This window comes from Streptomyces sp. NPDC007164 (genome assembly GCF_040634135.1).
Lineage (GTDB): Bacteria > Actinomycetota > Actinomycetes > Streptomycetales > Streptomycetaceae > Streptomyces > Streptomyces sanglieri.
This window is the reverse complement of the sequence record NZ_JBEYFB010000021.1, coordinates 72749-93056: the sequence shown is the minus strand read 5'-3', so window position 1 is coordinate 93056 and position 20308 is coordinate 72749. Positions and strand designations below refer to the sequence as shown.

The window sequence follows — 20308 nt, the reverse complement described above, 5'->3', positions numbered from 1 at the left end:
CGCGGTGGTGAAGGCTCCTGCCCATTCGCCGTGGACTGCGAGTGGTGCTGCGCAGGGCGCTCGGCGCCCGGGGGAAGGCCCCGAAGTGATGACACCACTCGATGCCCTGTACACCGATCTGCGGAACCTGGGCAGGGTCTTCGACGTCGAGGACCGTGCGGAGAAGCTCGTCGCGAAGTTCCGCAAGCAGGTTGCCGGAGCGCAGGCAGGGCGCCGCGGTGCGCCGGGCAAGGTCCCACGGCGGGCACCTGGCCGCCGCCCGATCACGGCCGGACAGTAGAGTTCGGCTGCGTCATCCCCTGAACACCGAGGTACCGTCCGTGACTCTCGCACCACCCGAACAACCCGTCCCACCTGCGGTGACCGTCGTGGGAATCGGCGCCGACGGATGGGCGGGACTGCCCGACGCGGCGCGCACGGAACTCGTCGGCGCACAGGTCCTCATCGGAGGCGAGCGGCAACTCGGCCTGCTCCCGGCGTCCTGCCGGGGACAACGGGTCCCGTGGCCCTCACCGTTGCGGCCCGCCGTTCCCGGCCTGCTCGCCGCGCACGCCGGGAGCAGGGTCGCCGTCCTGGCCAGCGGCGACCCGATGTTCTACGGCATCGGCCGGGCCCTCACCGAAGTGCTCGGCACCGAAGCGCTGAGGATCCTGCCCCACCCGTCCTCCGTGTCCTACGCCTGCGCCCGGATCGGCTGGCCGGTGGAGGACACCGAGGTCGTCACCCTGGTCGGCCGCCCCACCGCCCGGCTGGCCGCCGCCCTGCACCACGGCCGGCGGGTCCTCGTCCTCAGCGCGGACGCCCGGACCCCCGCCGCCGTGGCCGGACTGCTGCGCGAACAGGGCTTCGGCCCGAGCCGGCTGCGCGTGCTCGAACAACTCGGCGGAGCGGACGAAGCATGCCTGGAGGGCACCGCGGACCACTGGCCGCACCCACCGGGCGACCCGCTGAACGTCATCGCGGTCGAATGCCGGCGCACCCCCGAAGCCCTGCGCCTCGGCGCCGTACCCGGCCTGCCCGACACGGCGTACGAACACGACGGACAGCTCACCAAGCGGCACATCCGGGCCGCGACCCTCGGTGTGCTCGCACCCGCCCCCGGCGAACTCCTGTGGGACATCGGCGGCGGCTCCGGATCCATCGCGATCGAATGGATGCGGACCCACCCCTCCTGCCGCGCGATCACCGTGGAACGCGATCCGCGACGGGCACAACGCATCGCCCGCAACGCCGACCGGCTCGGCGTGCCGGCCCTGCGCGTGGTGACCGGCCCGGCACCCGGCAACCTCGCCCGACTTCCCACGCCCGACGCCGTGTTCATCGGCGGCGGGCTGACCGTGCCCGGCCTGCTCGACACCTGCTGGGACGCGCTGCCGCCCGGCGGACGACTGGTCGCCAACACGGTCACACTGGAGTCCGAGGCGCTGCTCGCCGAGGCACACCGCGAACACGGCGGCGAACTGGTCCGGCTCGCCGTCGCGCACGCAGTGCCGGTCGGCGGCTTCACCGGCTGGCGGCAGGCCATGCCCGTCACCCAGTGGTCCGTACGCAAACCCCTGACCGGTCCCGAAGCGGAACACTCGGCACACGAGCCCGCGCAACACCCAGGAGACAACAGATGACCGTGTATTTCATCGGCGCCGGCCCCGGGGCGGCCGACCTGATCACCGTGCGCGGTGCCCGCACCCTCGCCTCCTGCGGGGTGTGCCTGTACGCGGGCAGCCTGGTGCCCGGGGAACTGCTCGCCGAATGCCCCCCGGACGCCCGCCTGGTGGACACCGCGCAGCTCGACATCGACCAGATCACCGCCGAACTGCTGGCCGCGCACGAGGCCGGCCACGACGTGGCCCGGCTGCACTCGGGCGACCCCTCGGTGTTCAGCGCGGTCAACGAGCAGATGCACCGGCTCGACGAGGCCCAGGTGCCCTACGAAGTGGTGCCCGGCGTACCCGCGTTCGCGGCCGCCGCGGCGGCGCTCAAGCGGGAACTGACCGTACCGACCGTCGGCCAGACCGTCATCCTCACCCGGATCGCCCACCGCGCGACCGCGATGCCCGAGGGCGAGGACCTGGACACGCTGGGCCGCAGCGGTGCCCTGATCGTGCTGCACCTCGCCGCCAGGTACGTGGACCGGGTCGTGGAGGAACTGCTGCCGCACTACGGCGCCGACTGCCCGGCCGCCGTTGTGGCGCTGGCCTCACGCCCGGACGAGATCGTCCTGCGCGGAACCCTCGACGACATCGCCGGGCAGGTGAAGGCGGCGGGCGTGCTCCGCACCGCCGTCATCATGGTCGGCCGCACCCTGGGCGCCGAGCAGTTCCACGACAGCCACCTCTACTCGCCCGGACGCGAACGCCACGTCTGCTGAGCCGGGCCGCCGCATCGGCCGGGCGGCCGGTCAGCGCACCGTGCTGCGCCCGACGACCGTGCCCGCCCGGTCGATGCAGATGACATCGACGGCCACCGGCGCACCCCGCAGCACCGACAGCGCCTCGTCCCGCGCCGCCACGGCCACCAGATCCCCCAGCGGAACACCCCGGGCCTGGCACAACCGGAGTGCCGCGAGCCCCGTGTTCGCGACCGCCACCTCGGCCGCCAACGCCTCGTCCGCACCGCCGAGCCGGGCCAGCCCGGCCAGGAACGGCTTGTCGACCTGCGACCGGCCGGAGTGCAGATCGAGGTGCCCGGCAGCGAGCTTCGACAGCTTCGCGAAGCCGCCGCAGACCGTGAGCCGGTCCACCGGATGACGGCGGACGTACTTGAGCACCGCGCCCGCGAAGTCCCCCATGTCGAGCAGCGCGATCTCCGGCAGCCCGTACTCGGACACCACCGTCTTCTCCGAGGTGGAACCCGTGCACCCGGCCACATGGGTGTGCCCGGCGGCACGGGCCACGTCCACCCCGCGACGGATCGAGTCGATCCACGCCGAGCAGGAGTACGGCACCACCACACCGGTCGTGCCGAGGATCGACAGACCGCCCAGGATGCCGAGACGCGGATTCCACGTCGAGCGGGCGATCTCCTCGCCGTCGTCCACCGACACGGTGACCTCCACGTCCCCCGTGCCCCGGTGCTCCGCGGCGACCCGGGCGATGTGGTCGCGGATCATCTGCCGCGGCACCGGATTGATCGCCGGCTCCCCGACATCGAGAGGCAGCCCGGGAAGGGTGACCGTGCCCACACCCGGTCCGGCCCGGAACACCACACCCGAGCCCGGCGGCAGCAGCCGCGCGGTGACCCGGACGAGAGCACCGTGCGTCACATCGGGATCGTCGCCCGCGTCCTTGACCACCCCGGCCGTCGCCCGCCCCCCGGCCAGCTCCTCCACCGCGAGCGCGAAAGCGGGCGTCTGCCCCTTGGGTAGGGTGATCGTCACCGGGTCGGGGAAGTCGCCCGTCAGCAGGGCGGTGTACGCGGCGGTGGCCCCCGCGGTGGCACAGGCTCCGGTGGTCCAGCCGGGTCGCAGACCGGTGTGCTTCAGCTGGGCGCTGCGCCCGCCCTCAATCTCACCCATGGATGGATCCGATGCATGTACTCGTACTCGGCGGCACGACGGAGGCCCGCCGCCTCGCCGAGTTGCTGGTGGAGGTGTTCCCGGCCGGCGCCAGGCTGACGAGCTCGCTCGCCGGACGCGTGGCCGGTCCGAGGCTTCCGCCCGGCGAGGTCCGCATCGGCGGCTTCGGCGGAGCCGACGGGCTCGCCGCATGGCTGCGTACCCACCGGGTCGACGCGCTCATCGACGCCACCCATCCTTTCGCCGGGACGATCAGTTTCAACGCGGCCGCTGCCGCCGCTGGGGCCCATGTTCCCCTGCTGGCGTTGCGCCGCCCCGGCTGGGTGCCCGGTGACGGCGACGACTGGCATCCGGCCGGTTCGCTGGCCGAGGCCGCGGCGGCGCTGCCCGCGCTGGGCCGACGGGTCTTCCTCACGACCGGACGCATGGGGCTGGCCGCCTTCGCCGGGCTGGACGAGCTGTGGTTCCTGATGCGTTCGGTGGACGCCCCCGAGGCGCCGTACCCCGCCCGCATGGAGGTGCTGCTCGACCGGGGCCCGTTCAGCCTGGACGGGGAGCGCGAGCTGATCCGCCGTCACCGCATCGACGTGGTCGTCACGAAGGACAGCGGCGGCGCCGCCACCGCCCCCAAGCTCGCCGCGGCCCGCGAGGCGCGGATCCCGGTCGTGGTGGTGCGACGGCCGCCCGTGCCCCGTGGCATCCCGGTCGTCGACGGTCCGGAAGCGGCCGTCGCCTGGCTGCGCGAACACTTCTTCCGCCAGGGACGGGCGACGGCCGGCCCGGCTCAGCCCTCCGGATAGCGGCGGGGCGTCCAGACGATCTGCTGCCCCGCCCCGCGCTTCACCCAACGGGTCTGCGAGGACCCGACGAGCAGGATCGTACGCATGTCGACCTCGGCGGGATCGAGGTCCGCGAGCCGTACCGTCCGCACGTTCTCGGCGGGCCCGCCGACATCGCGGCCCAGGACCACGGGAGTGTCCGGCGAGCGGTGTTCGAGCAGCAGGTCACGGGCCTTGCCGACCTGCCAGGTCCGGCTGCGCGACCCGGGGTTGTACAGCGCCAGCACCAGATCCGCCGTCGCGGCCGCGCGCAGCCGCTCCGCGATCACCTCCCACGGCTTGAGCCGGTCGGAGAGCGATATCGTCGCGTAGTCGTGGCCCAGCGGCGCACCCGCCCGGGCGGCGGCGGCGTTGGCCGCCGTCACCCCCGGCAGCACCCGCACCGGCACCTGCGCGTACTCGTCCTGCGACGCCACTTCGAGGACGGCCGTCGCCATCGCGAAGACCCCGGGGTCGCCGCCCGACACCACGGCCACCCGCCGTCCGCGCCGGGCCAGATCGAGGGCGAACTCGGCCCGCTCCGACTCGACCTTGTTGTCCGAGCCGTGGCGCACCTGCCCCGGCCGGACCGGCACCCGGTCCAGATACGTGGTGTAGCCGACCAGATCGTCGGCGGCGGCCAGTGCCCCGCGCGTCTCGGGGGTCAGCCACAGCGGCCCGGCCGGACCGGTGCCGACCACGGCCACCTCGCCACCCTCCGGGGCGCCTTCGGGACGCGGCGCCCCGATCCTGCTGGGCAGGACCGCGACCGCGAAGTACGGCACCGAGTCCGGGTCGACCCCGGCCAGGTCGCCCACCCGCTCCCCGGCCATCGTGGCGCGCTCGACGTACCGCGCCTCGGGCAGCCGCCCGGACGCCTCGAAGGCGCCGCGTACGGCCGGGAACGTACGCCCCAGCTTCATCACCACGGCGGCGTCGGTGGCCGCGAGACGGGCGGTCAGCTCCTCCTGGGGCAGCGTGCCGGGCAGGATCGTCAGCACCTCCTCGCCCTCGACGAGCGGGGTGCCCAGGCGTGCGGCGGCCGCACTGACCGAGGTCACGCCCGGGATCACCTCGGTCGGGTACCGGTCGGCGAGCCGCTTGTGCATGTGCATGTACGAGCCGTAGAAGAGCGGGTCGCCCTCGGCCAGCACGGCGACCGTCCGCCCGGCGTCGAGATGCGCCGCCAGACGGGCCGCCGCCTCGGCGTAGAACTCCTCCATCGCCCCCCGGTAACCGCCCGGGTGATCCGTGGTCTCCGTCGTGACGGGGTAGACCAGCGGCTCCTCGACATGGTCGGCACGGATGTGCTTCGCCGCGATGGACCGGGCGATGGACCGCCCGTGCCGGGCGCTGTGATAGGCGATGACATCGGCCTCGGCGATGATCTCCACCGCGCGTACGGTCATCAGAGCCGGATCGCCGGGGCCGAGTCCGACCCCGTACAGCCGGCCCGTCTTCTGCTCGCTCACGTCTACTCTTCCTCGCTGGCGATCGCGTTGAGGGCGGCGGCCGCCATGGCGCTGCCGCCGCGACGGCCCCGGACGATCAGATGCTCCAGGCCGGACGGGTGGGCGGCCAGGGCGTCCTTGGACTCGGCGGCACCGATGAAGCCGACCGGCACACCGATGACGGCGGCGGGGCGGGGCGCGCCCTCCTCGATCATCTCCAGCAGCCGGAACAGGGCGGTCGGCGCATTGCCGACGGCCACCACCGCACCGTCCAGCCGGTCGCGCCACAGCTCCAGGGCGGCGGCGCTGCGCGTGGTGCCCAGCTCCTTCGCCAGGCCGGGCACCGCCGGGTCGGACAGGGTGCACACCACTTCGTTGTCCGCGGGCAGCCGCTTGCGGGTCACACCGCTGGCGACCATCGCCACATCGCACAGGATGGGCGCGCCGCCCCGCAGCGCGGCACGGGCACGGGCGACCGCGTCCGGGGTGAAAGCGAGATCGCGGACGAGGTCGACCATCCCGCAGGCGTGGATCATGCGGACCGCGACCTGGCTCACATCGGCGGGCAGGCCCGCGAGATCGGCCTCCGCGCGGATCGTGGCGAAGGACTGGCGATAGATCGCCGGTCCGTCCTTCTCGTACTGGTGCACAGTGCTTTCGCTTTCTTCCTCGGGCGTGCAACGGTCGGGTACAGCAGGTACTGCGAGTACAGGGGAGCCGCGCGTACGGAATCAGCCGCGCGTGCCGCGGGCCGAAGCCACCGCTTCGGCGAGTCCGCCAGGGCTGTCGGGGGGGCTGGGGACGCTCACCGGTGCGCCCCGCTCCTCGCCCCGAACGACGGAGATCCGGTGTCCGCCGGGGACGGCGACCACATCGACCCACTCGCCGCGGGGATGGCCGCACCGGCGTTCGCACCCGGACCAGTACACCGGCAGCAGGCCCACGGGCCCCACCACGGCCGCCGCCCGGGCCCGCACATCGGCCAGCGATTTCGCGCAGCCGGGCCGGCCGATACAGGCACCCACCCCGGTCCAGGGGGAGTCGGGTCCGACGACGAGGCCGGCGGCCCCCAGTTCGTCCAGCAGCCCCGCAGCCCGCCGCCGCTCCACCCCCGGTACGACGACCCCGCGCCACGGGGTCAGCCGCAATTCACCACGTCCCCGCTGCCGGGCCGTGTCCGTCAGCGACCGCCACTGCGCCGGGGTGATCCGCCCCAGAGGGATGCCGACGGACAACGCCGCCCGGTCGTGCGGGCCGGTCACCATGCCGGGGGCGGGGCCGTCCGAGCCGCGCGGACAGTCACGGACCTCGGTGGCGGCGGTGCCGGGATCCGCCTCCCGCAACCGCCGTACGACCTCGTCGAGAAGGGAGCCGGCGCCACCGGGCAGGTCCGACACCCGCCAGGCACCGGTGCCGGACGCCCGCTCCAGGAAAGTCTCCGCAGCCATGAGGGCGGCCCGCGGCGCCTGCGCACCGGGTATCCGCACCACGGTCCGGGCCGTGCCGATCCGAAGCAGCGCCACTCCGCCGTCCTGCGCCAGCAGCGTCACATCGCCGCCCAGCGCGTCCACATCGCCGCGGCCGTCGTCGAGCACGAACAAGAACCTGCCGGAGAGCCCGGCCGTCCGCTCGCCCGCGCACAGCAGCGCGTCCAGCGCCCGGAGCCACGCTCCGACGTCCGCCGCTCCTTCGCCGTCGAGCCCCGAGAGCGGCGACGCCACGACGTTGCGTATCCGCTCGTGGCGGGCGGAGGGCAGCAGTCCCGCCTCGCCCAGCCGGTCGGCCAGTTCGCCACCGCAGTCGGGGCTCAGCCCGCGCAACTGCACATTGCCTCGCGAAGTGAGATGCAACTCACCATCGCCCAGTCTCTCCGCCACCACACCGAGGGCATCCGCCTGCACCGCGGTCAGCAGACCACCGGGCACCCGGACGCGGGCCAGAGCGCCGTCGTCCGCCCGGTGCAGCCGCAGCGTGCCGGGGCAGGCGTCACCGCGGTCCCGGGCAGACGAGTCTGCGGGCAGCGAAGGCGAAGTGGCAGGTGGGGGCATGGCGGCGAGCATACCGACCATCTGAACAGAACCGTATGTCCTCCATCGGTGACCGGCCCTTACTATGCCTATTGACGGGCCATCCGGCACGTCGTCGCCACAGACGGCGACAGGGGAGGAAGTCCGGTGCGATTCCGGCACGGTCCCGCCACTGTGAACCCGGCCCCGGCCGGGCGAGTCAGGAACTCCCTTCCCCGCCGCTCGACTCCGTCGAGCTGGGGAGACTCCATTCCGACACCGCCCGGGGCGTGGACACCCCGAGGAAGGCCCGACGCCGCATGATCCTGCTCCTGTCGACGTCCGACACCGACCTGCTCAGTGCCCGCGCCTCGGACGGCCCGGTCTCCTACCGCTACGCCAACCCCTCCCGGCTCCCGCTCCAGGACCTCCCGCAGCTCCTCGACGGCGTCGACCTGGTCGTCGTACGTCTCCTCGGTGGCGTACGCGCCTGGCAGGACGGCCTCGACCAAGTCCTCGCCACCGGACGCCCCGTCGTCGTCCTCACCGGCGAACAGGCCCCCGACGCCCAGCTGATGGCCGCCTCCACGGTCCCCATCGGCATCGCCGCCGAGGCCCACGCCTACCTGGCCCACGGCGGCCCCGCCAACCTGGACCAGCTCGCCCGTTTCCTCTCCGACACCGTCCTGCTCACCGGCCACGGATTCGCACCGCCCGCCCCGGCACCCTCCTGGGGCCCGCTGGAGCGCACCGCCCGCCGCACCGACGGCCCGGTCGTCGCCGTGCTCTACTACCGCGCCCATCACATGAGCGGCAACACCGCGTTCGTGGACGCCCTGTGCGGCGCCGTCGAGGACGCCGGTGCCCGCGCGCTGCCGCTGTACGTCGCCTCGCTGCGCACCCCCGAGCCCGAGCTGATCGACGCGCTGCGCGCCGCCGACGCCATCGTCACCACCGTCCTCGCCGCCGGCGGCACCCGGCCGGCCGAGGCGTCGGCGGGCGGCGACGACGAGTCCTGGGACGCGGGCGTCCTCAGCAACCTCGACGTCCCCATCCTCCAGGCGCTCTGCCTCACCGGATCGCGCACCGACTGGGAGGACAATGACGAGGGCGTCTCCCCGCTCGACGCCGCCAGCCAGATCGCGGTCCCCGAGTTCGACGGCCGCCTGATCACCGTGCCGTTCTCCTTCAAGGAGATCGACGAGGACGGCCTGCCCGCGTACGTCGCCGACACCGAGCGCGCCGCCCGCGTCGCCGGGATCGCCGTGCGCCACGCCCGGCTGCGCCACATCCCGGCCGCCGAGAAGCGGATCGCACTGGTGCTGTCCGCCTACCCGACCAAGCACTCCCGCATCGGCAACGCCGTCGGCCTCGACACCCCGGCCAGTGCCGTCGCCCTGCTGCGCCGACTCCGAGACCAGGGATACGACTTCGGTACGGAGGAGGTCCCCGGCCTGGTCTCGGGCGACGGCGACGAGCTGATCCGGGCACTGATCGAGGCCGGCGGCCACGACCAGGAATGGCTCACCGAGGAGCAGTTGGCCCGCAACCCGGTCCGTATCCCCGCCGCCGACTACCGGCGCTGGTACGCGACCCTCCCGGCCGAGCTCCGCGAGGCCGTCGAGCGGCACTGGGGCCCCGCCCCGGGCGAGATGTTCGTGGACCGGTCGAGCAACCCGGACGGCGACATCGTGCTCGCCGCCCTGCGCCGGGGCAATCTGCTCATCCTCATCCAGCCGCCGCGCGGCTTCGGCGAGAACCCGATCGCGATCTACCACGACCCCGATCTGCCGCCCTCGCACCACTACCTGGCCGCCTACCGCTGGATCGCCGCTGCCGCCGACGACAACGGCTTCGGCGCCGACGCGATGATCCACCTCGGCAAGCACGGCAACCTGGAGTGGCTGCCCGGCAAGAACGCCGGCCTCTCCGCCGCCTGCGGCCCCGACGCCGCCCTCGGCGACCTGCCACTGATTTACCCGTTCCTGGTCAACGACCCGGGCGAGGGCACGCAGGCCAAGCGGCGCGTCCACGCCACTCTGGTGGACCACCTCGTACCGCCGATGGCACGAGCCGACAGCTACGGCGACATCGCCCGCCTCGAACAACTTCTGGACGAGCACGCCCAGATCGCGGCGATGGACCCGGCGAAGCTCCCGGCGATCCGCGCACAGATCTGGACCCTCATCCAGGCCGCCAAGCTCGACCACGACCTCGGGCTGGAGGACCGCCCCGAGGACGAGGGATTCGACGAGTTCATCATGCATCTCGACGGCTGGCTCTGCGAGATCAAGGACGCCCAGATCCGTGACGGACTGCATGTGCTGGGCGGCGCCCCGGCCGGCGCCGACCGGGTCAACCTCGTCCTCGCGATCCTGCGGGCCCGCCAGATCTGGGGCGGCACCGCCTCCCTGCCGGGCCTGCGCGAGGCCCTGGGGCTCGACGAGTCCGCCGCGACCCGAGTCACCGCCGACGAGGCGGAGGAGCGGGCCCGGACCCTGGTCCAGGCGATGGAGGACGCCGGCTGGTCCCCGGACGCCGTCGCCGAAGTGGCGGCCGGGCACCCGCGGGCGGTCGCCGACATCCTCGACTTCGCCGCCCGCGAGGTCGTGCCGCGACTGGCCGCCACGACCGACGAACTCGACCACGCCCTGCACGCGCTGGACGGCGGGTTCGTCCCCGCCGGACCCTCCGGCTCCCCGCTGCGCGGCCTGGTCAACGTTCTGCCGACCGGCCGCAACTTCTACTCCGTCGACCCCAAGGCCGTACCCTCGCGCCTGGCCTGGGAGACCGGCCAGGCCCTGGCCGACTCGCTCCTGGAGCGCTACCGCACCGACAACGGCGACTGGCCCACCTCGGTCGGCCTGTCCCTGTGGGGCACCAGCGCGATGCGCACCGCCGGTGACGACGTCGCCGAGGCCTTCGCGCTGCTCGGCGTCCGCCCCGTCTGGGACGACGCCTCGCGCCGCGTCACCGGCCTGGAGGCGATCCCGCCGGCCGAGCTCGGCCGCCCGCGCATCGACGTCACCCTGCGCATCAGCGGCTTCTTCCGCGACGCCTTCCCGCACACCATCGGCCTGCTCGACGACGCGGTCCGCCTCGCCGCCTCCCTGGACGAGCCGGCCGAGCAGAACCACGTACGCGCCCACACCCAGGCCGACCTGGCCGCCCACGGCGACGAACGCCGCGCCACCACCCGTATCTTCGGCTCCCGCCCCGGTACGTACGGCGCCGGTCTGCTCCAGCTCATCGACTCCCGCGACTGGCGCACCGACGCGGACCTCGCCGAGGTCTACACGGTGTGGGGCGGCTACGCCTACGGACGCGAACTCGACGGCCGCCCGGCCCGCGAGGAGATGGAGACGGCGTACAAGCGGATCGCGGTCGCGGCCAAGAACACCGACACCCGCGAACACGACATCGCCGACTCGGACGACTACTTCCAGTACCACGGCGGCATGGTGGCCACCGTCCGCGCCCTGCGCGGCACCGCCCCCGAGGCGTACATCGGCGACTCCACCCGCCCCGAGACGGTCCGCACCCGCACCCTGGTGGAGGAGACCTCACGGGTCTTCCGCGCCCGGGTGGTGAACCCCAAGTGGATCGAGGCGATGCGGCGGCACGGCTACAAGGGCGCCTTCGAGCTGGCCGCCACCGTCGACTACCTCTTCGGCTACGACGCGACGACGGGCGTGGTCGCCGACTGGATGTACGACAAGCTCACCGAGACGTACGTGCTGGACCCGACCAACCGCGAGTTCCTCCAGCAGGCCAATCCCTGGGCCCTGCACGGCATCGCGGAACGCCTCCTGGAGGCCGAGTCCCGCGGCATGTGGGCCAAGCCCGACCCGGCGATCCTCGACGCCCTGCGCCAGGCATACCTGGAGACGGAGGGCAACCTGGAGGGCGAGGACTGACCCCGGGGCCCGGCACCGGGCCACCGGACGGCGACGGATGAGCGAGCCCCGGCCCGGGCGCGGGCCGGGGCCGGCGGGCGGCGTGCCATTGCCCCAGGTAGACGCACTGTTCCGCGACGGGGCGTCACCCGTAGTGACGCCGGGCATAGTGTCGCCCGTGGCGTGGAAGCGATCTACGCATGACCGAAAGTGGCAGTCCTTATATCTCGTCGCCCCGGATCACCGTGCTGGGAGTCCAGCCCGGTGATCCGCCCTTCCGCCTGGTGGAGATCGACGGGGAGGTGGTGAGCGCGGCAACGTCGATGATGGATGTGCTCGCCGCCGCCTCGGCCGCGGGAATCAAAGTCCATGACCTCGACGACCCGGGTGTTGTGCGGTGGGTGGGCGGCGGCAAGTTCCATTGGCGGCCGCACTGAGGGTCGCTCCGCAGCGGCCGTGCGGGGTGGCCGGCGCGAGTCCGTCGCCCACTCCGCACGGCCGTCGCCGACCGCTCGGTGGGGTGCCGCCGACGGTCCGCGACCAGCACTCGGCCCTGGTACGGCTCCCGACCGTCCGATCAGCTCCGGCGCACTCTCGTCCGTGCAGCGGACCCGATCCTCGGCGGCTCGATGACCGACTCCCTCGGCGATGTGCCGACGGCCGCCCCTGACCGACCCGCGGGCACACGCGAAAACCCCACGCGCGAATACCTCACACGCGAAACCCCAGCACGTGAAACACCAGACACCCGAAAACCCAACACGCCCAATGCCGACACGCCATGCGCGATTCGGGGCCGACGGCCCGGCCGGACCCCGAACTCTCCTGCCGCACGCTGACGTTCCACGCACGTTTCGCTGACGTTTCGCTGACGTCGCGGGCCGGCCACCGCCGCCTCAGGCCAGTGACGCGGCGCGGGCGGGGTCGATCGCGTGCTGGAGAGGTTGGTCATGTATAAAGCGTCGGAGTTCGTCGAGCACAAGCTCTCCGAGACGATGACGTTCGGCCCCGAGGGCACCGCCGAGGTGGGGTGTCAGGACGACGTTGGGAAGGGTGAAGAGTGGCGAGTCATGGGCGGGAGGCTCCGGGTGCGTGACATCGAGCACGGCGGTGAGGTCGGGTCTGGCGTGCAGGACCTGCGCCGCGGCGGCTTCGTCGATCAGCGCGCCGCGCGCGGTGTTGATCAGTGTCGCGCCCGGCCCCAGGGAGTTCAGCAGCCGTGCCCCGATCGTGCCGCGGGTCTCGGGCAGGAGGGGCGCGTGGAGACTGACGACATGGCAGGTGGCGAACAGTTCCTCGATGCCGACCAGCCGGACGCCCGCCTGCCCGGCGGCCTCGGGGGACGCGACGGGATCCGTGGCGAGGACCTCGATGTCGAAACGGCCGAGGTGGGCCGCGACGAGACGGCCGATGTGCCCGAGCCCCAACAGGCCCACGCGTGACCGGTAGGCGCCCGGCACCTGGGGGTTGTGGGGGAAGCGGCGGCTGCTCGCCACCTCCCGGGCGATGCGATGTACCTGCTTGAGCCCGAGGAGGACCTGGGCGAGAGTGAACTCCGCGACCGGGACGGCATTGGCCGCGGCGGCGGAGACGATCGGCACGCCGCGTGCCCAGAACTCAGGTGTGGTCAGATGCCGCACGGAGCCCGCGGCGACGAGGACCGCCCGCAGCCGAGAGGCATGCGAGAGGAAGGCGGCATCGAGCACGGGCGCGCCCCAGCCCGTGAGCAGGACGTCGACCTGTCGCAGCACGCCGGGATCCTCTTCGAGCTGCTGACGTGTGAGCGGTGGACCCTGCAGGTGTACGAGACGTTCGACCTGGGCCAGGACCTCGGGGGGATAGACATCCGCCCTGCGTTCTTCCTCCATGACCAACAGGGCTGTCGGTCGGCGGGCCGGCTCGTTCATGGCGTTGCGCTCCTCGGCTCTCTACTGACGGACGGTCAGCGGGTCGACTCCTGAGCCCTGGTCGGGCGCGTGGGGAAATGTCTGACCCGGTGTTGAAGATTGGCGTGGCTTGTTCGTTGCCTTGGTCTATGTGCTTGCAGGCACGATACATCGGATGATTGGGAGGACCTTGGATGAAGATCGGCCACTCGGCATCGACTGTCCTGGTGAGTGTCATGCTCATGTGCGGTCGGTACGCGGTCGGCCGACCGGTCTGCCTGGCGGCAGAACTACCCGCCCACCAGGTGTTTTCGCCGGGTGCCCGGTCCGTGTGCCGGGGTGGTGGGCGGCGGGGGAGGGGTGCGGGAGCGGGTCCGGCAAGGTTCTCGCGAGCCATCGCGAAGCTTTTGTATTCATCGGACTATTGACCAAGGATTCGGACCCCGTTAGCGTCCCAGCAAGCGCTTTCCAGGCCAGCTGTGATCGAGCGCTTTCCAGCCCAGTTGTGACCAAGCGCTTCCAGGCCAGCTGTGATGCGGCGAAACAGGAGTTGTCATGCAGAGAACGCGGTGGATCGGTGCGGGTGTTCTCGCGTCCGCACTTGTCCTCACCAGCTGTACATCAGGGCCTGCGGGAGTGGACGCCAAGCAGAACTCGAAGGCACCGCTCGAACTGTGGACCCGGACGACACCGGGCGGGCCGGGAGAGCAGGGAGCCCTCAAGCTCGCTGCCGCCTTCGAGAAGTCCACGGGCTTCAAGGTCAAGGTCACGGCGATCTTCGACGACTTCGAGACCAAGCTCCAGCAGCGGGCCGCACAGAAGAAGCTGCCCGACATCGTCATGAACGATGTGACGCAACTCGGCGCCATGCACAGTCAGGGTCTGCTCCGGGAGATCGACCTGGACAAGCTCAAGAACAGCAAGCAGATCGTTGGCCAGGGGCTGGACTCCGGAAAGAGCGTGGACGGCAAGCAGTTCGGCCTGCCGTACTCGGCGCAGGCGTCCGCGCTGCTCATCCGCAAGGACTGGCGCGAGAAGCTGAAGCTCGAAGTCCCGCAGAGCTGGGACGACTTCGCCGCGATGGCCGACGCCTTCACCACCAAGGACCCCGACGGCGACGGCAAGAAGAACACGTACGGCCTCGCCGCCCCGCTGTCCACCAAGCGCGGATACGCCTCCTGGTACTTCTCCAACTTCCTCTGGGCCGCGGGCGGTGACTTCATCACCGGGGCCGGGGACGGCAAGTACAAGCCCTCGATGACCACGAAGGAATCGGTTCAGGCCGTGCAGTGGTTCCGCGACCTCGGCTGCAAGAGCAAGGTCATCCAGCCGGGCGCCGTGACCATGGAGACCCCGCCCACCAACGAGACCTTCGAGGCGGGCCGGACCGGCATGTTCGTCGTCGGCCCGTATCTGCTGCCCCGCTTCGACGAGACCCTCGGCAAGGACAAGTACGAGGTCGTCCCGATGCCCAAGGGCCCGAAGGACGCCACCGTGCTCGCCGAGGGCGGATCCATCTACCTGATGGCCGGCTCCGAGAACATGGCGGGCCAGGACGCCTTCGCCGACTTCGCCGTCTCCGCCGAGGGTCAGAAGACCGGGATGGCGGGCGAAACCGGCTTCACCGTGCAGCTGCCCGTCAACAAGACGGTGGACATCTCCCAGGTCCGCCCCGACCCCCGGTGGAAGACCTACGCTGACATTTACCGGAGCACCGGCCGGTACGCGCCGTCCATCCCGAACTGGACCCCCGTCCGGCAGACGACCGCGGAGACCGTCAACGCCCTGCTGGCCGACTGCGACCTGGACACCGGGACCAAGCTGAAGGAGCTCGACAAGCAGCTCGCCGACATCCTCAAGGAACAGGGAATCGCCGCGTCATGAGTCTTGACCAGGCGGATCCGGCCGCCCTCCCGGCGGCCGGGCCCGCCACCCGGAAAACGGGCCGCGCGACCGGCGGGGCCGCCGGCCGCCGCGGGCACGACCGCCGGGCGGGCCGGTGGTGGACGCCCTGGCTGTTCCTGGCACCGGCACTGCTCCTCTTCCTGTACTTCAAGTTCATCCCCATGGTCAGTGCGCTGACCATGTCCTTCCAGGACGTTCAGCCCTACCTCGGCAACAGGTGGGTCGGCACCGAGAACTACGCCACAGTGCTCCAGTCCGACGGCTTCCGCGAGGCCGCCTGGCACACCGTGGTCCTCGCCGCCGGGCAGACGGCCGGTTCGATGGTCCTCGGTCTCGCACTCGCGCTGCTGATGGAAGGGCAGGGCCGCCGGCTCGGGTTCGTACGCTCCGCCGCGTTCCTGCCGGTGGTGGTGCCGATCGCGGTCGTCGCCGAGCTGTGGCGGATCATGTACCACCCCACCTCCGACGGCATGCTCAACTCCATCCTCGGCCTGGTGGGATTCGGCCCCTCGGGATTCATCAACGACCCCGACTCATCGATGGCCTCCATCATGGTCACCGGCATCTGGCGCGGCGCCCCCTACGACATGATGATCTTCCTCGCCGGCCTCACCAGCGTGGACCGCGGCCTGTACGAGGCCGCGAAGGTCGACGGCGCCTCCCGGCTGCAACGGGTCTGGCATGTGACGGTGCCCGGACTGCGGTCGGTGTTCTCGATCCTGTTCATCCTCGCCGCGATCCGCGGACTGCGCGTCTTCACCGAGGTGTTCCTGCTCACCAACGGTGGGCCCGACGGCTCCACCGAGGTCGTGATGACCCTGATCTACAAGCTCGGGCTTGAGCAGAACCGACTCGGCGTCGGCGCGGCGGGAGCCGTCCTGCTGTTCATCGCGACGCTGATCCTGACAGTCGTCGTCCACCTGCTGCGACGGAGAGAGAGCAAATGAACGCGCCGACCGAGACCGCGCTGGGTCTGACGGAGAGCCGCAGTCCCGGCGGGCGGATCCTCAAGGCCGTCACCTACCTGCTGGTCCTGATCGTCTTCGCCGGGCCGCTGCTGGCCCTGCTGGTCAGCGCCTTCAGCCACGTCAAGGACCCGACCCAGCTCAGCGTCATCCCCTCGGGCGCCACCCTGGACAACTTCAAGATCGCCTTCGACCAGGGTGTGCTCGCTTACCTGCTGAACTCGTTCTTCGTGGTCGGCTTCGGGCTGCTGCTCCAGGTGGCCGTCTCCGTCCTGGCCGGGTACGCACTGGCCAGGAAGCGCTTCCCGGGGATGACCCTGGTCCTCGTCGCCATCCTCGCGACACTGATGCTGCCCGAGGAGATCCTGGCCCTCCCGCTGTCCGTGATCCTCTCCGACCTGCCGGTCGTCCACTTCAACCTCATCGGCACCCTGGCCGGAATGATCGTCCCGCTGGGCGCCTGGGGCTTCTCCATCCTCGTGATGACCGAGTTCATGAAGGACGTGCCCCGGGAGCTCGAAGAGGCCGCCCGTATCGACGGCGCCGGTGACCTGCGCATCTTCGCCCAGATCATCCTGCCGATGTGCAAGCCCGCGCTCGGGGTCATCGGGGTCTTCGGCTTCACCATGATCTGGGACCAGTACCTGCTGCCCCTCCTGGTCTCCACGGACTCCTCCTCGTACACCCTCCCGCTGGCGCTGCGGACCCTGCGGATCGACCCCGCCGTCACCCCCGGAGTGGTGATGGCCGCCTCCCTGCTGGCCCTGCTCCCCTCCGTGATCGTCTTCCTGTTCTTCCAGCGGTCCTTCGTGCACGGTCTGTCCTCCGGAGCGCTGAAGGGCTGACCCGGCACACCGCCCGCACCTGCCCCCCCGCACGACCAGCCCAGCCCTCCGGAAGCGCACCGGCAAGCCCGGCCGCCGACGACAAGGAACGATGCCCCATGACCCCGAGCGCTGAGACCCCGTCGGCGTCCCCCTCCGCACCCGCCGAGCCCCCGGCCCCGGAGACCACCTGGTTCACCGACGACCGGTTCGGCATGTTCGTCCACTGGGGCCTGTACTCCCTCGCCGCCCGGCACGAATGGGTCAAGAACCGGGAGAAGCTGACCGACGAGCAGTACCAGGTCTACTTCGACCACTTCGACCCCGACCGCTACGACCCGGTCCAGTGGGCCAGGGCCGCCAGGGCGGCGGGCATGCGGTACGTCGTCCTCACCACCAAGCACCACGACGGCTTCTGCCTCTGGGACAGCGCCCTCACCGAGTACAAGGTCACCAACACCCCGCACGGCCGGGACCTCGTCGGACCGTTCGTCGAGGCGTGCCGGGCCGAAGGGCTCAAGGTCGGGCTCTACTACTCCCTGATCGACTGGCACCACCCCTCCTTCCCCGTGGACGGAACCCATCCGCAGCGCGACGACGAGGAGTTCAAGGCCGCGGCCGCCGACCGCGACATCCGCGAGTACCGGAGCTATCTGCACGGCCAGGTCCGCGAGCTGCTGACCTCCTTCGGCCGCATCGACTACCTGTTCTTCGACTTCTCCTACGCGGGGCGCATCTGGTGGGGCGGCAAGGGCCCGGACGACTGGGACTCCCCGAAGCTGCTGGAGACGGTCCGCGAACTCCAGCCGCACATCCTCGTCAACGACAGGACCGGCCTGCCCGGCGACTTCATCACCCCCGAGCAGTACCAGCCCTCCGGCCCCATGACCAAGGACGGCCGGCCCGTGCTGTGGGAGGCGTGCCAGACGCTCAATGGGAGCTGGGGCTACGACCGCGACAACCTGGACCACAAGAGCGCCGACCTGCTGATCCGGATGCTCGTCGACGGTGTGTCCAAGGGCGGCAATCTGCTGCTCAACGTCGGCCCGACCGGCCGCGGCGACCTCGAACCGCGCGCCGTCGCCGTCCTCGGAGAGATCGGCCGGTGGATGGACCTGCACGAGCGCTCCGTCCGCGGCTGCGGCCCGGCCCCGTACACCGCCCCGCCGGAGTGCCGGTACACCCGGCGCGGCGACCGGCTCTACGTCCACCTCCTGGCCTGGCCGCTGCGCCATCTGCACCTGCCGGGACTCGCCGGCCGGGTGCGCTACGCCCAGTTGCTGAACGACGCCTCCGAGATCATCCAGGTCCACATCGACCCGGACCGGCCCGCGATGAACACGGAGATGGGCGGACAGCCCGCCGGAACGCTCACCCTGGAGATCCCCGTCCAGCGCCCCGACACCCCGGTGCCCGTCATCGAGCTGTTCCTGGACACCCCGGACGACCGGACCGACGGCTGACAACGGCCCTGCCCCACCGATCCACCACCACACTCACGGAGGCACCATGCAACGCCGCACGTTCCTCATGGCTTCCGCGGCAGGGGCGACGCTCGCCGCCGCCGCCACCGGCGGTCTCGTGACCGCGAGCGCCACGACGGCCCCGGCCGCCGTCGGTTCGCTCGAAGAGCTCCGGGCCGCGATCGACCGGGCACGGCCGGGCGCCCGGATCGTCGTGGCCGACGGTACGTACACCGTGCCGTCGGACCGGCCCATCACGATCCTGAACAAGCGGGGCACCGAGCGCGCGCCCATCACCGTCGTCGCCGCCTCCCGCGGCGGTGTCGTCCTCGAAGGCGAACAGAGCTTCGTCCTCGACGGGTCCAGCCACATCACGCTCAGCGGCTTCTCCTTCCGCCAGAGCAGCACCCTGGACATCCCCCCGAGCTGCTCGCACATCAGGCTGACCCGCAACGACTTCCAGCTCGCCGACATCGAGGGCCTGCACTGGGTGATGGTGCGCGCCGACGACAGCAAGGTCGACCACAACCACTTCCACGGCAAATCCACACTCGGCATCTACCTCGGGATCGAGGGCGCGGGCACCGAGGAGATGGCCCAGCGCGTCCATGTGTTCCGGAACCACTTCTCCGACCACACCTTCGCCGGGTCCAACGGCGGCGAGCCGATCCGGCTCGGCGTCAGCCCCCGGGCCCTGTCCAGCGCCCACGCGGTCGTGGAGTACAACCTGTTCGAGCGCGCCAACGGCGACCCGGAGGCCATCTCCGTGAAGAGCTCGGACAACGTCATCCGGCACAACACCATCCGGAACAGCCTCGGCGGAATCGTTCTGCGGCACGGCAACCGCAACCGGGTGGACGGCAACTACCTCGTCGCCGGCACGGAAGGCGTCCGGATCTACGGCAACGACCATGTGATCGTCAACAACCACCTCGCCGGTCTGTCCGGGCGGGCCATGGTGATCGGCAGTGGCTCGGAGCGCGACCACCTGCCCGGCGAGTCGCCCGACGACCGCCGCGGCAACGACGCGCCCGACCGGGTCCTCATCGCCTACAACACCCTGGTGAACAACAAGGGCACCCTCTCCGGCGAGAGCCAGCGCCCCCACGAGCCGCGCGATGTGACCGTCGCGGACAATCTGCTCGTCGGGGACACGGGCGAGCTGGTCGCGATGGCGAACACGGTCCGCTTCACCTGGTCCGGAAACATCCTGTGGGGTGCCGGAACCGACGGCAACGTCCCCGCCGACGGACGCACCCGCGTCGACCCGAAGCTGGTGACCGGCGCGGACGGCATCGCCCGGCCGGCCGCCGACAGCCCGGTGATCGACGCGGGCACGCTCCGGCGGCCACCGGTCACCCACGACATCGACGGTGAGCGGCGCGGCCGGCACGCCGACGTCGGCGCGGACGAGTACTCGCACCGGCCGCCCCGGCGCGGGCCACTGACCACCGCGGACGTCGGCCCCGACGCCCGCTGACCGCGTCCGCCCGAGCGGGACAGCCGGTCCGGTCCGCCCCCGGCTGTCCCCGCCGCCGAACACCGGCACGTCCAGCCGCGGGGGCTGTACGGATCGGGCC

The 20308-nt window shown here is 71.7% G+C and carries 15 protein-coding genes, 1 pseudogene and 1 riboswitch; of the genes and pseudogenes, 11 read left to right on the top strand and 5 right to left on the bottom strand.

Going from position 1 to position 20308, the window contains the following annotated elements; translation table 11 throughout:
• Window positions 1-85: 85 nt before the first annotated feature.
• From ABZ622_RS24760 to cobM, 3 genes and pseudogenes are all read left to right on the top strand, one after another.
• A pseudogene (locus ABZ622_RS24760) lies at window positions 86-208 on the top strand (iron transporter); the annotation flags it as partial.
• 151 nt (window positions 209-359) lie between these two features.
• The gene (gene cbiE / locus ABZ622_RS24755) at window positions 360-1622 is read left to right on the top strand and encodes a precorrin-6y C5,15-methyltransferase (decarboxylating) subunit CbiE (RefSeq protein ID WP_360546682.1); all 1263 of its coding nucleotides are present in this window, start codon (window positions 360-362) and stop codon (window positions 1620-1622) included.
• Window positions 1619-2368 (top strand): precorrin-4 C(11)-methyltransferase, encoded by a 750-nt coding sequence (gene cobM, locus ABZ622_RS24750; RefSeq protein WP_360546615.1) that lies wholly within the window; start codon window positions 1619-1621, stop codon window positions 2366-2368. Before cbiE ends, cobM begins: the two co-directional genes overlap by 4 nt.
• Window positions 2369-2398: 30 nt before the next feature.
• On the opposite strand, the gene ABZ622_RS24745 is transcribed toward cobM, so the two are convergent.
• Window positions 2399-3514, bottom strand: a complete 1116-nt coding sequence (locus ABZ622_RS24745) for a cobalt-precorrin-5B (C(1))-methyltransferase (RefSeq protein ID WP_360546613.1) — start codon at window positions 3512-3514, stop codon at window positions 2399-2401.
• An 11-nt stretch (window positions 3515-3525) separates the two neighbouring features.
• Between ABZ622_RS24745 and ABZ622_RS24740 the strand changes: the two genes are divergently transcribed.
• Entirely contained in the window at window positions 3526-4314 is a 789-nt protein-coding gene (locus ABZ622_RS24740; protein ID WP_360546611.1) for a cobalt-precorrin-6A reductase, read from the top strand.
• Here the strand turns inward: ABZ622_RS24740 and ABZ622_RS24735 are convergent.
• The 3 genes from ABZ622_RS24735 to cobG form a co-directional block, all read right to left on the bottom strand.
• Window positions 4299-5804: a precorrin-2 C(20)-methyltransferase gene (locus tag ABZ622_RS24735; RefSeq protein ID WP_360546609.1), complete on the bottom strand. Its 1506-nt coding sequence runs from the start codon at window positions 5802-5804 to the stop codon at window positions 4299-4301. The two genes, ABZ622_RS24740 and ABZ622_RS24735, sit on opposite strands and share 16 nt — an antisense overlap.
• A 2-nt stretch (window positions 5805-5806) precedes the next feature.
• On the bottom strand, window positions 5807-6433 hold the full coding sequence (locus ABZ622_RS24730; RefSeq protein ID WP_266919945.1) for a precorrin-8X methylmutase: 627 nt from the start codon (window positions 6431-6433) through the stop codon (window positions 5807-5809).
• An 81-nt stretch (window positions 6434-6514) separates the two neighbouring features.
• On the bottom strand, window positions 6515-7843 hold the full coding sequence (gene cobG, locus ABZ622_RS24725) for a precorrin-3B synthase (RefSeq protein WP_360546681.1): 1329 nt from the start codon (window positions 7841-7843) through the stop codon (window positions 6515-6517).
• A gap of 46 nt (window positions 7844-7889) precedes the next feature.
• A riboswitch (cobalamin riboswitch) is annotated at window positions 7890-8039 on the top strand.
• 70 nt (window positions 8040-8109) lie between these two features.
• On the opposite strand from cobG, the gene cobN reads away from it, so the two are divergent.
• Together cobN and ABZ622_RS24715 are read left to right on the top strand one after the other, a co-directional pair.
• On the top strand, window positions 8110-11706 hold the full coding sequence (cobN, locus tag ABZ622_RS24720; protein WP_360546607.1) for a cobaltochelatase subunit CobN: 3597 nt from the start codon (window positions 8110-8112) through the stop codon (window positions 11704-11706).
• Between the two features lie 179 nt (window positions 11707-11885).
• Window positions 11886-12122: a hypothetical protein gene (locus ABZ622_RS24715; RefSeq protein WP_360546605.1), complete on the top strand. Its 237-nt coding sequence runs from the start codon at window positions 11886-11888 to the stop codon at window positions 12120-12122.
• 459 nt (window positions 12123-12581) lie between these two features.
• Here ABZ622_RS24715 and ABZ622_RS24710 read toward each other — a convergent pair whose 3' ends face one another.
• On the bottom strand, window positions 12582-13592 hold the full coding sequence (locus ABZ622_RS24710; RefSeq protein WP_360546603.1) for a hydroxyacid dehydrogenase: 1011 nt from the start codon (window positions 13590-13592) through the stop codon (window positions 12582-12584).
• 534 nt (window positions 13593-14126) lie between these two features.
• Between ABZ622_RS24710 and ABZ622_RS24705 the strand changes: the two genes are divergently transcribed.
• The 5 genes from ABZ622_RS24705 to ABZ622_RS24685 all read left to right on the top strand — a co-directional run bounded on the left by ABZ622_RS24705 (window position 14127) and on the right by ABZ622_RS24685 (window position 20208).
• Complete coding sequence (locus tag ABZ622_RS24705) at window positions 14127-15455, top strand: sugar ABC transporter substrate-binding protein (protein WP_360546601.1); 1329 nt, start codon at window positions 14127-14129, stop codon at window positions 15453-15455.
• Window positions 15452-16423: a sugar ABC transporter permease gene (locus ABZ622_RS24700; RefSeq protein WP_360546599.1), complete on the top strand. Its 972-nt coding sequence runs from the start codon at window positions 15452-15454 to the stop codon at window positions 16421-16423. The genes ABZ622_RS24705 and ABZ622_RS24700 overlap by 4 nt, the downstream gene beginning before the upstream one ends.
• On the top strand, window positions 16420-17286 hold the full coding sequence (locus tag ABZ622_RS24695; RefSeq protein ID WP_360546597.1) for a carbohydrate ABC transporter permease: 867 nt from the start codon (window positions 16420-16422) through the stop codon (window positions 17284-17286). Before ABZ622_RS24700 ends, ABZ622_RS24695 begins: the two co-directional genes overlap by 4 nt.
• 98 nt (window positions 17287-17384) lie before the next feature.
• Window positions 17385-18728, top strand: coding sequence for an alpha-L-fucosidase (locus tag ABZ622_RS24690; protein WP_360546595.1), 1344 nt, complete (start codon window positions 17385-17387; stop codon window positions 18726-18728).
• Between the two features lie 46 nt (window positions 18729-18774).
• Window positions 18775-20208 carry a polysaccharide lyase 6 family protein gene (locus ABZ622_RS24685; RefSeq protein WP_360546593.1) on the top strand — a complete coding sequence of 478 codons (1434 nt, stop codon included), beginning with the start codon at window positions 18775-18777 and terminating at the stop codon, window positions 20206-20208.
• The last annotated feature ends 100 nt before the right edge of the window (window positions 20209-20308 follow it).

What these genes read in the sequence shown, in the direction of transcription:
- cobM (WP_360546615.1), top strand. Translation starts at nt 1,619, where the DNA reads ATGACCGTGTATTTCATCGGCGCCGGCCCCGGGGCGGCCGACCTGATC.
- ABZ622_RS24745 (WP_360546613.1), bottom strand. Translation starts at nt 3,514, where the DNA reads ATGGGTGAGATTGAGGGCGGGCGCAGCGCCCAGCTGAAGCACACCGGT.
- ABZ622_RS24740 (WP_360546611.1), top strand. Translation starts at nt 3,526, where the DNA reads ATGCATGTACTCGTACTCGGCGGCACGACGGAGGCCCGCCGCCTCGCC.
- cobG (WP_360546681.1), bottom strand. Translation starts at nt 7,843, where the DNA reads ATGCTCGCCGCCATGCCCCCACCTGCCACTTCGCCTTCGCTGCCCGCA.
- cobN (WP_360546607.1), top strand. Translation starts at nt 8,110, where the DNA reads ATGATCCTGCTCCTGTCGACGTCCGACACCGACCTGCTCAGTGCCCGC.
- ABZ622_RS24715 (WP_360546605.1), top strand. Translation starts at nt 11,886, where the DNA reads ATGACCGAAAGTGGCAGTCCTTATATCTCGTCGCCCCGGATCACCGTG.
- ABZ622_RS24710 (WP_360546603.1), bottom strand. Translation starts at nt 13,592, where the DNA reads ATGAACGAGCCGGCCCGCCGACCGACAGCCCTGTTGGTCATGGAGGAA.
- ABZ622_RS24705 (WP_360546601.1), top strand. Translation starts at nt 14,127, where the DNA reads ATGCAGAGAACGCGGTGGATCGGTGCGGGTGTTCTCGCGTCCGCACTT.
- ABZ622_RS24700 (WP_360546599.1), top strand. Translation starts at nt 15,452, where the DNA reads ATGAGTCTTGACCAGGCGGATCCGGCCGCCCTCCCGGCGGCCGGGCCC.
- ABZ622_RS24695 (WP_360546597.1), top strand. Translation starts at nt 16,420, where the DNA reads ATGAACGCGCCGACCGAGACCGCGCTGGGTCTGACGGAGAGCCGCAGT.
- ABZ622_RS24690 (WP_360546595.1), top strand. Translation starts at nt 17,385, where the DNA reads ATGACCCCGAGCGCTGAGACCCCGTCGGCGTCCCCCTCCGCACCCGCC.
- ABZ622_RS24685 (WP_360546593.1), top strand. Translation starts at nt 18,775, where the DNA reads ATGCAACGCCGCACGTTCCTCATGGCTTCCGCGGCAGGGGCGACGCTC.